The 13,085-nt window shown below is 42.8% G+C and carries 14 protein-coding genes; 1 reads left to right on the top strand and 13 read right to left on the bottom strand.

Annotated elements, in window-relative coordinates; all coding sequences use genetic code 11:
* Together der and PGQ38_RS04095 are read right to left on the bottom strand one after the other, a co-directional pair.
* Positions 1 to 1,326, bottom strand: coding sequence for a ribosome biogenesis GTPase Der (gene der, locus PGQ38_RS04100; RefSeq protein WP_118578448.1), 1,326 nt, complete (start codon positions 1,324 to 1,326; stop codon positions 1 to 3).
* On the bottom strand, positions 1,289 to 2,674 hold the full coding sequence (locus PGQ38_RS04095) for a DUF512 domain-containing protein (protein WP_330386365.1): 1,386 nt from the start codon (positions 2,672 to 2,674) through the stop codon (positions 1,289 to 1,291). Before PGQ38_RS04095 ends, der begins: the two co-directional genes overlap by 38 nt.
* Before the next feature lie 373 nt (positions 2,675 to 3,047).
* Here PGQ38_RS04095 and PGQ38_RS04090 point away from each other — a divergent pair, with 373 nt between their 5' ends.
* Positions 3,048 to 4,217, top strand: coding sequence for a ribose-phosphate pyrophosphokinase (locus PGQ38_RS04090; protein ID WP_148462606.1), 1,170 nt, complete (start codon positions 3,048 to 3,050; stop codon positions 4,215 to 4,217).
* 113 nt (positions 4,218 to 4,330) lie between these two features.
* On the opposite strand, the gene pgeF is transcribed toward PGQ38_RS04090, so the two are convergent.
* The 11 genes from pgeF to PGQ38_RS04040 form a co-directional block, all read right to left on the bottom strand.
* The gene (pgeF, locus tag PGQ38_RS04085) at positions 4,331 to 5,188 is read right to left on the bottom strand and encodes a peptidoglycan editing factor PgeF (protein WP_195477498.1); all 858 of its coding nucleotides are present in this window, start codon (positions 5,186 to 5,188) and stop codon (positions 4,331 to 4,333) included.
* A gap of 52 nt (positions 5,189 to 5,240) precedes the next feature.
* Entirely contained in the window at positions 5,241 to 5,402 is a 162-nt protein-coding gene (locus tag PGQ38_RS19730) for a DUF6783 domain-containing protein (RefSeq protein WP_306467810.1), read from the bottom strand.
* A 12-nt stretch (positions 5,403 to 5,414) separates the two neighbouring features.
* The gene (locus PGQ38_RS04080) at positions 5,415 to 5,777 is read right to left on the bottom strand and encodes a YraN family protein (RefSeq protein WP_118578485.1); all 363 of its coding nucleotides are present in this window, start codon (positions 5,775 to 5,777) and stop codon (positions 5,415 to 5,417) included.
* Positions 5,778 to 5,873: 96 nt separating this feature from the next.
* Positions 5,874 to 6,632, bottom strand: a complete 759-nt coding sequence (locus PGQ38_RS04075) for a ribonuclease HII (protein ID WP_173715523.1) — start codon at positions 6,630 to 6,632, stop codon at positions 5,874 to 5,876.
* 1 nt (position 6,633) lies between these two features.
* Positions 6,634 to 7,488 carry a ribosome biogenesis GTPase YlqF gene (gene ylqF / locus PGQ38_RS04070; protein ID WP_118578453.1) on the bottom strand — a complete coding sequence of 285 codons (855 nt, stop codon included), beginning with the start codon at positions 7,486 to 7,488 and terminating at the stop codon, positions 6,634 to 6,636.
* A gap of 101 nt (positions 7,489 to 7,589) precedes the next feature.
* Positions 7,590 to 8,228: a signal peptidase I gene (lepB, locus tag PGQ38_RS04065; RefSeq protein WP_330674428.1), complete on the bottom strand. Its 639-nt coding sequence runs from the start codon at positions 8,226 to 8,228 to the stop codon at positions 7,590 to 7,592.
* Between the two features lie 253 nt (positions 8,229 to 8,481).
* On the bottom strand, positions 8,482 to 8,829 hold the full coding sequence (rplS, locus tag PGQ38_RS04060) for a 50S ribosomal protein L19 (RefSeq protein WP_118578454.1): 348 nt from the start codon (positions 8,827 to 8,829) through the stop codon (positions 8,482 to 8,484).
* A gap of 178 nt (positions 8,830 to 9,007) precedes the next feature.
* Positions 9,008 to 9,883 carry a methionyl aminopeptidase gene (locus PGQ38_RS04055; protein ID WP_173769094.1) on the bottom strand — a complete coding sequence of 292 codons (876 nt, stop codon included), beginning with the start codon at positions 9,881 to 9,883 and terminating at the stop codon, positions 9,008 to 9,010.
* Positions 9,884 to 10,181: 298 nt separating this feature from the next.
* Positions 10,182 to 11,156, bottom strand: a complete 975-nt coding sequence (locus tag PGQ38_RS04050) for an OmpA family protein (protein WP_173715521.1) — start codon at positions 11,154 to 11,156, stop codon at positions 10,182 to 10,184.
* Between the two features lie 12 nt (positions 11,157 to 11,168).
* Positions 11,169 to 12,791: a MotA/TolQ/ExbB proton channel family protein gene (locus PGQ38_RS04045; protein WP_270430861.1), complete on the bottom strand. Its 1,623-nt coding sequence runs from the start codon at positions 12,789 to 12,791 to the stop codon at positions 11,169 to 11,171.
* A 75-nt stretch (positions 12,792 to 12,866) separates the two neighbouring features.
* On the bottom strand, positions 12,867 to 13,025 hold the full coding sequence (locus tag PGQ38_RS04040; RefSeq protein WP_270430860.1) for a hypothetical protein: 159 nt from the start codon (positions 13,023 to 13,025) through the stop codon (positions 12,867 to 12,869).
* Positions 13,026 to 13,085: the final 60 nt, after the last annotated feature.

Raw genomic sequence — 13,085 nt, 5'->3', positions numbered from 1 at the left:
TTATTCCTTCTCTCCGCGCTCTCTTACAATAAATTTCAGCGGTGTGCCCCCAAAGTCAAAGGCATCCCGGATTTTATTTTCCAGATATCTGGTGTAGGAAAAATGCATAAGTTCTTTGTCATTGACAAAGATTACGAATGTAGGCGGTTTTACCGCAACCTGTGTCATGTAGAAAATTTTCAGACGGCGGCCCCTGTCAGACGGCGGCTGCTGCATGGCAACTGCTTCTGCAAGGATCTCATTAAGCACACCAGTCTGGATACGCATAGTTTGATTCTCAATTACCGCATCCAGTGTCTCAAACATTCTGGAAATCCGAAGTCCTGTTCGGGCAGAAATAAACACGATTTCTGCATAAGGCATAAAGGAAAGGACCTCCCGAATACGGTTAGTATGTTTGTAAATGGTCTTGTCATTTTTCTCAATAGCATCCCATTTATTCACTGCAATGATCACGCCCTTGCCTTTCTCATGGGCAATTCCGGCAATTTTTGCATCCTGCTCTGTAACGCCTTCTGATGCATCGATCATTACAACTACAACATCTGCACGTTCTACAGCTGTTACAGTACGGATCACACTGAAGCGCTCAATTTCTTCTTTTACTTTTGCTTTACGGCGGAGTCCGGCTGTATCGATAAAAATATAATCTTTTTCGTTCCAGGTAACCTTCGTATCAACTGCATCACGAGTGGTTCCAGCAATATCTGAAACGATTACACGGTCTTCCCCCAGCAGCTTATTGATCAGAGAGGACTTACCAACATTAGGTTTACCTACAATAGCAATCTTCGGAATATCAGAATCCTCATCCTCTCCCGTATCCTCCGGGAAATGTTTTACGACCTCATCAAGCATATCTCCAAGTCCCTGACGGTTAGCTGCAGAAATGGCAAATGGCTCGCCGATTCCCAGATTATAAAATTCATAAACATCCATCATATATTTCTGAATGCTGTCCACTTTATTCACTGCAAGTACCACTGGTTTGCCGCTGCGGCGAAGCATATCTGCAACTTTCGCATCAGAATCCACAAGTCCCTGATGTACATCTGTAATAAAGATAATGACATCTGCAGTATCAATAGCGATCTGAGCCTGCTCCCTCATCTGAGAAAGAATCACATCGCCACTATCCGGTTCAATACCACCTGTGTCAATAATAGTAAAATCATTATCCAGCCATGATACATCTGCATAAATTCTGTCTCTGGTTACACCTGGCGTATCTTTAACAATGGAAATCTTATCCCCTGCCAGTACATTAAACAATGTGGATTTTCCTACATTAGGCCTGCCCACAATTGCTACTACCGGTTTGCTCATACATTTGTCTCCTTTTCTGTTTCTTATGTTCAATCGGATCAAGGACTGCAGACACAAGGTCTGAACCACCTTCATCCACAATTACAATTTCTACGTTCAGTTTCCTGGAAAGCTCTTCCACAGAGATATCATCCAGAAAAATATCTTCTTCATTTTTCAGCATGTTGCAGGGAAGCAAAAGCTTCTCTCCAAGATCTCTGCCGCTTAATTGTCTGATCAGATCCTGTCCCGTGATCAAACCAGACACCGTAATCGTTTCTCCGAAAAATTCGTTTCTTATGGAGATCACATCCACGTCTACATTTGGAAATTTCTCATGGATCATCTCCATATATTTCTTAATAAATGGTGCCGCCAAAGCTCCTGTAGCACTGACAGCCTTTATCCTTCGGTCATCTCCTGCCCTGCCTGCAACAGCTTCTTTCACTTCTTCGCCAAGGAGCCGAAGCATTCCCACACCGTTTTCCAGCTGAAGATAGCCATCATAGGACTCTTCCATGGGCAGATCCTTCCCTGCCAGAATGTACCATTCATCTGAAGCATGGATAAAATGAATGCCATACTGGTCCATCATTTTCTTCTGCCAGGAATGAATAATCTCCAGAACTTCTAATGCATCTTCCTTCTGAAACTGTTCCATCGGATACAACCCCTCACGAAACTTAGTCAGACCAACCGGAACTACTGAAACGCTCTGAAGTACTGGTGCGTAGGCAGACATCTTGCGAATACTGTCATCCAGTTCCTTACCGTCATTAACTCCTTTGCACAAAACAATCTGCCCATTCATAGTGATTCCTGCATCATACAGTTTCTGAAGCTTCTTCAATGCATCCCCGGCGAAGCGGTTATGGAGCATTTTACATCTCAGTTCCGGATTCATGGTCTGGATGGAAATATTAATGGGCTCCAGATGGTACCGGATGATCCGGTCTATATCATGATCACTCATATTGGTCAGGGTCACATAATTTCCCTGTATGAAGGACAATCTGGAATCATCATCTTTAAAATAAAGAGTATCTCTCATTCCAGGCGGCATCTGGTCAATAAAACAGAAAATGCAGTGATTGGAACAGGAACGATAATCATCCATCAGATCCTTCTCAAAGGTAATCCCAAGGTCTTCTTCATATTCCTTCTCCACCTCCAGCTCCCAGATCTCTCCGTTTGCCTTTTCCACTTCCAGAACAACGAATTCTTCATTCATCAGATATCGGTAGTCAAATATATCTTCCACAGGCTGACCGTTTACAGTGAGCAGTATATCTCCCGGCACAAGCTCCAGTTCCTGTGCGATACTTCCATCCTGCACAATTGCAATCACGTGTTTATTTTGTTTCTTCACATTTATCTCCATTATAAGTCAAATGCGATCTGTCGCGTCAGCTCTGTTCCAGAATCTGTTTGAAAAATCATTTTTCAAATACATTTTTAGATTCAGAGACCCGAATACAACATCACAGATCGTCCATCTCTGGCTCAGCATAATAAAGCCATTATTTTTAATATAACAAGTTTTCCCGAAAAACACAACAAAAACTTTCATTTCCTGCTCACGTCCGGGTAATTTTTCAAGTAAAAATCAATAAATTCCTTGACGACATTTAGGGCAAATGTTATAAATATAAAGAAGAGATCTGCAAAGGTAAAGGACATGTGTCCCCATTTTTTTGCAGATAATCGAATCGATAATTAGCATACTACTTAGGAGGAATATCATGCCGAACATAGAATTGCTTGAGAAATCTATGCCTGTCGCACCTATTCGTATCGCTGCGCTGGAGGGCTGCCGCGAACTTGCAGAGGAGGTAGACAGAAACCTGGTAAAATTCCGTAAGGAACTTGTAGAAAAGAAGGGCCTTGACAATGTTCCACAGGGATACAGCGAAGACTCTTTTATCGTGGAGTGCGAATGTCCGCGTTTCGGTACCGGTGAAGGTAAGGGAATCATTAAGGAATCTGTCCGAGGAACCGACCTTTACATTATGGTAGACGTTACCAACTACAGTTCCACATACACTGTCTGCGGTCACGAGAATCACATGTCTCCGGATAACCACTTTCAGGATCTGAAGAGAATTATTTCCGCAGCTACAGGTAAGGCACATCGTATCAATGTAATCATGCCATTCCTTTATGAAGGCCGTCAGCACAGACGTAAGAAGAGAGAATCTCTTGACTGCGCACTGGCACTTCGTGAATTAAGTGATATGGGCGTATCCAATATCATCACGTTTGATGCTCATGACCCGCGTGTGCAGAACTCCATTCCGTTAAATGGTTTTGACAACTTTTTCCCAACCTATCAGTTCCTGAAAGCTCTGATAAAGAACGTTGACAATTTCCAGGTTGACAATGATCATCTCATGATCATCAGTCCGGATGAGGGTGCTATGTCCAGAGCCGTATATTTTTCCAATATTCTGGGCGTTGATATGGGCATGTTCTATAAGAGACGTGATTATTCCACAGTGGTAAATGGCAAGAACCCCATCGTAGCTCATGAGTTCCTTGGCGACTCTGTAGAAGGTAAAGACGTTGTTATCATCGACGACATGATTTCTTCTGGAGAAAGTATGCTTGACGTTGCCAAACAGATCAAAGAGCGTCACGCCAACCGTGTATTCATCTGCACTACTTACGGTTTGTTTACAGAAGGCATGGATAAATTTGACGCTTACTATGAGAAAGGCTGGATTGACAAGGTTATCACAACTAACCTGAACTACCGTATTCCGGAGCTTCTTACCAGACCTTACTATGTGGAAGCAAATATGAGCAAATATCTTGCAAGTATTATGGATATCATCAACCATGATGTTTCTGTTGAGAAGGTTCGTTCCAGCAATGAGAAGATCATGGATCTGATGAAGCGTGTAAATCAGTAATAGACAATAAACAAACAAAGCCCTGTTCCACATTATCTCGTTTGTGGTACAGGGCTTCTTTATATTTACTTATTTACATGGGCAGTAAAACGCATCTGCACTTGTCTGTAACATTATTTTTCCCGACGAATGCCCAGAAAAGCTGCCAGATTTCCTCTCCTTCCATGGGATGCCCTGTGGGAAAAGAGGAATTCCGGATTACAGCAGGTGCAAATTCCAGGCATGGAAATATGCTCTTCTTTTATTCCTGCCTTCAGAAAAATAATGTGGTTTGCTTCCCAAAGATCCAGCTGGTACTTACCATTCTTCTTTTTATAAAAAAGCTTTTCCCAGTATTTCTCTTCAAAAGCTTTCTGAAATTCCAGAATCACATCTTCGCTTACTTCATAGCAGTCCTGACAGATGGAGGGACCAATTGCCGTAAAAATCTCCTCCGGATCTGAGCCAAACTGCTCTGCCATTTTCTCTATAGTCACCTTACCGATTTTCCCAACTGTCCCACGCCATCCGGAATGAGACAAGCCTATGGCTTTGTGAACCGGATCTACGAAATACAGCGGCACACAATCTGCATAAAAGGTGCATAAAACAACACCTGGAACATTGGTGATCATTCCATCCACATCTTTATATGTTCTTGGACGCGTTACACCTTTCCCCCTGTCTTCTGCCCCCACCAGCTGCACGTTTGTAGTGTGTGTCTGATCAGATGTGACAATATCTTCCAAAGAAAAGCCTACCGCTGCACTAAGTCTGCGATAATTGTCTTTTACCGCGTTTTCTTCATCACCTCTTGTAAAGCTAAGATTCATAGATGAAAAAATTCCCTGGCTTACACCGCCAAGTCTTGTACTGAAACAATGCACAATATCCGGGAACTGTTCAAAAGAGGGATAAGTAAGATAGGTGACTCCATTATTTTCTTTTACTTGCATATGAAGTTTATTTTCGTTATGCCATTTAATCTTCATCTGATTCTCCTCTTCTTCTGATCTCACAGTTCTTCTCGAACCTGTTAAGAATTCATTCTCTAGAGCGTGTTTGAAAAAGGCTTTCTGCAAGATGTGCGTCACAATTTGTGGGAGATTTTGTCCGGATAAGGGCGCCGCAGCGAGCTACGTCAACAGAATTCTGGCATAGTATACCGCAAAGTGGGGCATACAGATTGCAGGAATATTTTTTCAAACAGGCTCTGGCTCACTGACAGAAATCAAAGGCATTTTTTATCCAACAGATCTTATCGCCGTTAATTCCCACCACATCAAACCTGCATCTCACATCCATGCTTCTGTAATGATTCTTCAAATATTCCACTGCCACCTTGGAAATCACCAGCTGCTTTCTGCCGTTCACTGCTGCCAGCGGACTTCCTGAGCGTTCCGAACTTCTGTACTTAACCTCCACAAAAATCAACCATCCATCAGCAGTCATTCCGATCAGGTCGATTTCCCCCAGCCAGTTCCTGTAATTTCGCTCCAGAATCATCACGCCCTGGGAAACCAGATAATCTGCAGCGATTTCTTCATAAAAAGCACCTACTTTTCGCTTGTTTTTCTGCATAAAAACTCCCATATATACTTCTGTGTAGGTATCTTTTGTATTCATAACCGCAAAACATATTCATATCCGGACCATCAGCCTTTTCAAAATTTCACATTATCCTATAAAATTCTTTATAAAAGTTGCCCTGTGAATCGGACTTGGACCATATTTTTTCAAGGCTTCAATATGTGCTGCAGCTCCATACCCCTTATTTGAGGCAAAGCCATATTCCGGCATCACTTTATCGTACTCTACCATCATCCGGTCTCTTGTGACCTTAGCTACAATGCTGGCAGCTGCAATGGAAATACTCTTGGCATCCCCTTTTATGATCGGCACCTGAGGTATAGTCACGTCGGGAATGGTTACTGCGTCATTGAGAAGAATCTGCGGCACCGGCTCCAGCTTACTGACAGCCTCACGCATTGCCTCATAGGTAGCCTGAAGAATATTGATCTCATCAATTCTCCGGGGACTTGCCATTCCGATTCCAACAGCTACCGCATTCTCCATGATCACATCATACAATTCATCCCTTTTTTTAGCGCTCAACTGTTTGGAATCGTTCAGATACAGGATTTTGCAGTCTCTTGGCAAAATAACAGCCCCCGCTACAACAGGACCTGCCAGCGGGCCTCTTCCAACTTCATCAATTCCGCACACATAGCCCAAATCTTCGTATTTGCGCTCAAATTCCTTCATCTTTTCTGTGCGCAGAAGTTCCTTCTGGTAAGCCTCTTCTTTCTTATGAAGCTGCTCCAGAAGCTTCCTGACTCCACTTCTTGTATCCTCTTTGTATTTTTCAAAAAGAGTGGCATATTCTCCCGGTTCAGCAGCCTGGATTTCACACTTTATTTCTCCGATTTTCTGCATATTATTTACCTTCTTCCGGCACCCACTCCAAAGTAATTTTTCCAATCTTTCCAGAGCGGAAGTCATCGAACAGAATCAGAGAGGCCTTGGCATAGTCCAGCTCCTCCCCCTTCTTCAGACATCCTCTGGAACGCGCGATTGCTTCTAATATCTGCACAGCTGTACCTTCCTCCTGGATCTGATAGCGTTTCTCCAATGCACCAGAATATTTTTCCCGAAGGAAATCAATAAGCGTAAGGGAAAGCTCCTCCATATTCAGTATATCGTCCTTGATAGAACCAATATAGGCAAGGCGCATTCCCACTGCCTCATCTTCAAACTTGGGCCAGAGAATCCCAGGAGTATCCAGAAGCTCCACATTCTTATTCAGGCGGATCCACTGTTTGCCCTTGGTTACACCTGGCTTGTTTCCCGTCTTGGCGCATGCTCTTCCAGCAAAAGTATTGATAAAAGTAGACTTACCAACATTAGGAATTCCTACTACCATAGCACGGATCGGGCGGTTTTTGATTCCTCTTCTTCTGTCCCTCTCCGTTTTCTCCTTGCAGGCTTCCTGAATAGCCGCCTGAATTGCTTTCATACCAGAGCCGCTACGGGAATCTACTTTTACCACATAGAACCCCTTCCCCTGAAAATAAGCTTTCCATGCTTCATTCTGGCGTTCATCTCCAAGGTCTGATTTATTCAAAAGAATCAGCCTTGCTTTATTTTTCCCAAGCTCGTCAATATCCGGATTCCGGCTTGCAAGGGGAACTCTGGAGTCCACAAGCTCAATGATCAGGTCGATCAGCTTAATGTCCTCCTGCATCTGTCTTTTCGCTTTGGTCATATGACCAGGATACCATTGTACGTTCATATTTACCTCATTCTTACAGCTGTTCAGCAGATACCGTTCCACAAAGCGTATAACCGCGAACGTGCTGAACAATCACTTATTTTTTATAAAAGTCTTACAGTTTAATTATTCAACGGCCCTATGTCTTTCTTCGGGGATATCTGGAACCAGAGCTTACCAGTTATATATTTCTTATTCACTCGTCCGATATCGCCATAACGGCTGTCTTCGCTGTTATTACGGTTATCGCCCAGGACAAAGTACTCTCCCGCTTCCAGTGTAATGGCATTGGCTGCCATTCCCGGATTGTTGATCGTAGGGAAATCTTTGCCTTCTTTATATGTCTCTCCATTGATCAGAATTCTTCCATTCACGATCTGAATGGTCTCACCTGGAAGTCCGACCACACGGCGGATATGAAGAGCCGCATCATCACTTGCATTTGTGCGGAATACAATAATATCGCCACGTTTCGGCGAGGATGCTTTATAAGCAAGCTTGTTTACAAAATACCGGCTTCCAACTGCCAGAGTAGGCTCCATGGAGCTCTCCTGCATCGTCACAGACTGAAATAGCATCATGGAGGTCAGCACTGCAAAGATTAGTGTAACTGTGATCTCGAATACCCAGATCAAAACTTTTTTCAGTTTACTGTCTTCTAATTTCTCTATGGCACCAGAAAAAGATTTTTTCTCCAGTTTTGCAATTTCCGGCATGTTGAACAACTGCTCTTTTTCTCTTTTATTTCTTCTGTCGCTCATATCTACTCCATTCGTGTCATAATTGCATGTCCTGCGTCTGGTTCCAAAACACTTTTTTTCATCTCAGGCCAGATACTTTATTATCTTATCACATATCCCGAAAAAGAAAAAGAAAAAATAATCAAAAAAATGCTGCCCAGACAGTCATCACGGCCATCTGCGCAGCAAAAGTCACTGTTCGTATTCACTTCGTTCACGAAAGCACTTCGCGGAACATCACCAGTGAACAGCAACCAGCAATTTTCGATTGAAATTATTTAACAAGCTCTTTAACCTTAGCAGCTTTACCTACACGGTCTCTTAAGTAGTTCAGTTTCGCACGGCGAACTTTACCACGACGGATAACTTCTACTTCTTTTACGTGTGGGGAATGAAGCGGCCATGTTTTCTCAACGCCAACGCCGTTGGAAGCTTTTCTTACTGTGAAAGTAGCTCTGGTGCTTCCGCCCTGTTTCTTTAATACAGTTCCCTCAAAGATCTGGATACGCTCACGGTTACCCTCTTTAATCAGTGCGTGTACTCTTACGGTATCACCTACGTTAAACTGCGGTACGTCTTTTTTCAGCTGTTCTGCTTCGATGTTTTTAATAATTTCGTTCATTTTATTCTCTCCTTATTCTCTGGATGTTCTTAATACCCATCACGGTAACAGCGGACCATCTTTTTTCACAACATAAGTGATTATACTATAATTATTTTCTGTTTGCAACCATTATTTTTATAAAAAAGTGCATAAAACAAGTCGAAAAAGAATTTTTCAAAGACAACCTTTTTAACAATTACCAACAGATAACCTCGCAGCCATCCTCTGTTACCAGCACGGTTACTTCCCACTGGGCAGAAGGCATACCATCCTCAGTGCGTACTGTCCAGTCATCTTCCTCATCTGTATATACTTCATCGCTTCCCATATTTACCATAGGCTCAATGGTAAACATCATTCCCGGCTCCATAATCACGCCGCTGTTCTCTTCGGAAGTATAGCTTACCCAGGGATCCTCATGGAATTCCAGGCCAACACCATGTCCGCCGATTTCTTTTACAATTGTGTAGCCATTTTCAAGTGCATGCATATGAACAGCGTGACCCATATTTCCAATAGGTTCCCATGGTTTTACCTTGGAAATACCGATTTCCACGCATTCTTTGGTTACGCGGACCAGTTTTTCTTTCTCAGGACTTACATTTCCAATACAGAACATACGGGATGAGTCAGAAAAATAGCCATTGTAAATTGTAGAAACGTCTACATTTACTATATCACCGTCCTTCAGGATCTCATCCTCAGATGGAATTCCATGGCATACCACCTCATTCACAGAAGTACACACGCTTTTTGGAAACCCTTCATAATTCAACGGTGCCGGGATTCCTCCATGACGCACAGTTTCCTCATGTACCCAATGATTGATTTCTTCTGTTGATACACCAGCTTTAATATGCTCTGCCACATAATCAAGTACTGCAACATTGATTCGACAGCTCTCTTTAATCTTCTCAATCTGCTCTGGAGTCTTGATCAGTTTATGATCCAGAACCGGATATCCTTTCTGACGCAGGATTTCTACTTTCGCATCAAAAGCCTCATGGCATTTTTTATATTTCTTTCCACTGCCGCACCAGCATGGATCATTACGTCCGATTTTTGTTGACATTTCACTCTCTCCTTTTATCTGTGGCTGCTGCGAATGCTACAGCAGTACTTTTTCTTTTGTAAAACATGATATAAACTCACTCTGTTTCTCATTTTATACTTGAAACAGATAAATTGCAACTAATTTTCTATAGAAGACTCTACCTCCTGCAATTCATAGTAACTGTTCATATTTTTTCAGCTGTTTTTTTCCCACGCAAACAGCTAAAAGAGTTTCAAATGTAAACACAAAAAGAGTATTTCATTTTCTCTGATCTAAGAATTTGAAATACTCTTTTGCTTTTGAAAATTATATGTAACTAATTAGCTGCTGCATCTGCGCCTGCCTCTGTGGCAGTATCTGCTGCACTCTCTTCACTTCCCGCCATGATCTTACTCAGTTCTTCGATCATCTCGTCATCCTTCAGTCTGAATTTGACCTCAACACGACGGGAAGCCTCTTTATCTACATTTCCATCTGCATCCAGAATCGGATTCGCCATGGAATGTCCGTTTACAGTCAGGTAATCCTGCAGATTCAGGCTCTGGTCCTCAGTCAGAAACTCCCCCTGAATGTCAAGAAGATACTGCGCCACTGCAAGTGAACGCTGCTGGGAAAGCTCCAGGTTATACGCATAATCACCATCTGTATCTGTATAACCGTCAATAATGATCTCAGCAAGATAATTCTTATAAGTATCCTCCATCAACACCTTACAGTAAATCGGAAGTACGTTTCGGAGTGCTTCCTTACCAGCATCTGTAAGCTCCGACTCATCAACATCAAACAATACACTGGCATCCAGTGTCAATGCACCAGTCTGGGAATCCAGATTTACATTGATATTATTTTTCTGGAATTCTTTTTGAAGTGCTTCCACAACTTCAGCCTTGACACCAATAATATTATCGATCTTTGTCTGCTGCTCACTAAGCTGCGTGGTCTTCTCATCCAGATCCGTCTGCTGCTGATTCAGAAGAGCCTGCTGCTCTTTTAACTTGGCTTCCTGCTCTGCCAGAGTCTGTGCCAGTGCAGTCAGCTTCTCATCTTTGGTCTTAATAGTTCCTTCCTGTTCTTCAATGGTATTCTGCTTGGCAAGAAGATCAGCCGTATACTCTGCCTGCAGAGCCAGTTTCTCATCTCTCTCCTGAATACTCTCGTCGTAGCTCTTCTGAGCCTGGAAAAGCGTCAATGACATGATCAGTATGAAAAGAAGCAGAACGCCGGCCATAACATCGGAATAAGAGCGCCATACATTAAAGCCTCCATCCCCTGATTTTCTTTTTTTGCGCATGTCTATCTCCTCTTATCTGAATAAGCCAAATTTTCCTTTCTGTGCCGCCTTGGAAAGCTCTTTCATGTTCTTGTTGATTTCCTCGAGAAGAGCCTGCTGTCCCTCATTCTGCTGAGCAATCAGATTGCCCAGCTTCTCTACAGAATCATTTCTTCCGCTTGCGATCAGAGATACATCTCTGGTATTCGCTGCAGTCACCTCACTGAGGAGCTTGCGGACCTGTTCCATTGTTTTATAGGAAAGTCTCTGATACTGGGCAAAATCCTCCATCTGGGCCGTAAACTGCTCTGCCATCTTGCTGTTTGCCTGAATCAGATCTGCACTTGCCTGACCTGTAGCCCCTACTCTCTCAATAGAAGAAGCTGCTGTTTCAACATATTTCTGCATTGCCTGGTTGCAGGCAACCCAGAACTTAGCTGCAGATTTCTCGGCATCCTTCAGATAATCCACAATATGCTGATAATCCTGCTGCTGCATCTTCTGGATCTCCTGATTCTCAGAAAGGATACGATTGGCAGTAGACATGTAGCGGGTCTGCATACCTCCCATCTCCCTTACCATATCTGTAATGGCTTTGTCCTGCTTGTCATAGGTCTCAGAAAGCTTCTGGCTCATAGTCTGGTACATGGCAGAAGTATAAGCTGTATTCTCTTTCTGTGCCTTTTTCAGCTGATCCAGTGCCACGTTGAAATCACGGAACTGCATATGGAAAGAATTGTTCATCTGTTTTAAAAATTCGTCCGATATTTCACGAATAGCATCCTCCTGACATCTGGTTACAGAAGAAACCAGCATATCCAGAGAATCATTCATCTTCTGGAAGGTAGGTGTGATAACCTTCTCAAAGCTGTCTGCCATCTGAACGGAAAACTGCTCTGCCATCTGTTTCATGGCGCTTGTCTGCAGCTTCTGGCTTGCAAGCAGCAGATTTCTGGACTCATTCTCCGCTGTAGGCATTACATAAGAATGAAACTTTTCAAGGAATCCCTGAAGTTCCTCTGTCATGGATGAATACTCTCCCTTCATCCCAAAGGTATAAATAATGGAAAAAGAGATACCATAAATAGAGGTAAGGAATGCTACTTTAATACCTTCCACCAGCGCTTCTACAGAAGAAGTCATGGCACTGTAATCAGTAGGCTGAAAATCCCGAAGACCCCAGACAAGACCAAGGAAAGTACCTAAAATACCAAGACTGGTAAAGATATCCGGAACCATTTCCAGAAGCTTCTTATGAACATGGATATCCAGCTCATCTTCATTAATGAATTCCTCAATATCCCCAAGACCTTCTTTACTATTGTTAATGCTGTCTGTAAAGCTGTCCATCTTCTGATCCAGATATTTATCATCGAAGAGCTCGCCTAAATATGTAAGATTCCTGGGATCTGTCTTCCCTGGAGTCTTGAACATACCGTTCAGCTCCTCTACTGCTCTGTGAAATGCCGTACTCAGATTATTCATACGGAACATTCCACCAAACATTGCGATCAGATACAGGACTGCGATCACCGCCAGAAATACGAAATTGTAGAGCGTAGATGATAAGTTCCCCCTGCCGGCAAATAAAGTCAAAGCAGTGGTTCCTGCAAGAACCGCAACAAACAATACAGAATGTGTGATTTTTTTCTTCATTGTCTGCCTCCCCATTTGTATTTTCACAAAATAGATATGCCGTCTGCCGACGTCATCACCATATATGAATGCCAACTACTCTGCGCTTATAGCATCTGCAGAGCTGTTTGAAAAATCATTCCCGCAATCTGCACGCCCAAGGCTTCCATCGTAATAAATTGGTGTATTTTGTGAATTTTCCATTAATAATGGTACATTTTTTATCATAATATCACAATTTTCTAATAATAACAAGAAAAAACATACCCCTTGCCTAATGAAAAATGTTACCTGTTACTGCTCACGACCTTCACA

Source organism: Blautia faecis, assembly GCF_027662325.1.
Classification (GTDB): Bacteria; Bacillota; Clostridia; order Lachnospirales; family Lachnospiraceae; genus Blautia_A; species Blautia_A faecis.
The sequence above is the reverse complement of the archived record's forward strand: the minus strand, read 5'-3'. Positions and strand labels throughout refer to the sequence as shown.

Coding starts and splice junctions, on each gene's coding strand:
- PGQ38_RS04080 (WP_118578485.1), bottom strand. CDS start 5,777: ATGCAGAAAAACAAGCGAAAAGTAGGTGCTTTTTATGAAGAAATCGCT.
- der (WP_118578448.1), bottom strand. CDS start 1,326: ATGAGCAAACCGGTAGTAGCAATTGTGGGCAGGCCTAATGTAGGAAAA.
- pgeF (WP_195477498.1), bottom strand. CDS start 5,188: ATGAAGATTAAATGGCATAACGAAAATAAACTTCATATGCAAGTAAAA.
- ylqF (WP_118578453.1), bottom strand. CDS start 7,488: ATGAACGTACAATGGTATCCTGGTCATATGACCAAAGCGAAAAGACAG.
- PGQ38_RS04055 (WP_173769094.1), bottom strand. CDS start 9,883: ATGTCAACAAAAATCGGACGTAATGATCCATGCTGGTGCGGCAGTGGA.
- rplS (WP_118578454.1), bottom strand. CDS start 8,829: ATGAACGAAATTATTAAAAACATCGAAGCAGAACAGCTGAAAAAAGAC.
- PGQ38_RS04075 (WP_173715523.1), bottom strand. CDS start 6,632: ATGCAGAAAATCGGAGAAATAAAGTGTGAAATCCAGGCTGCTGAACCG.
- PGQ38_RS04050 (WP_173715521.1), bottom strand. CDS start 11,156: ATGCGCAAAAAAAGAAAATCAGGGGATGGAGGCTTTAATGTATGGCGC.
- PGQ38_RS04090 (WP_148462606.1), top strand. CDS start 3,048: ATGCCGAACATAGAATTGCTTGAGAAATCTATGCCTGTCGCACCTATT.
- lepB (WP_330674428.1), bottom strand. CDS start 8,228: ATGAGCGACAGAAGAAATAAAAGAGAAAAAGAGCAGTTGTTCAACATG.
- PGQ38_RS04045 (WP_270430861.1), bottom strand. CDS start 12,791: ATGAAGAAAAAAATCACACATTCTGTATTGTTTGTTGCGGTTCTTGCA.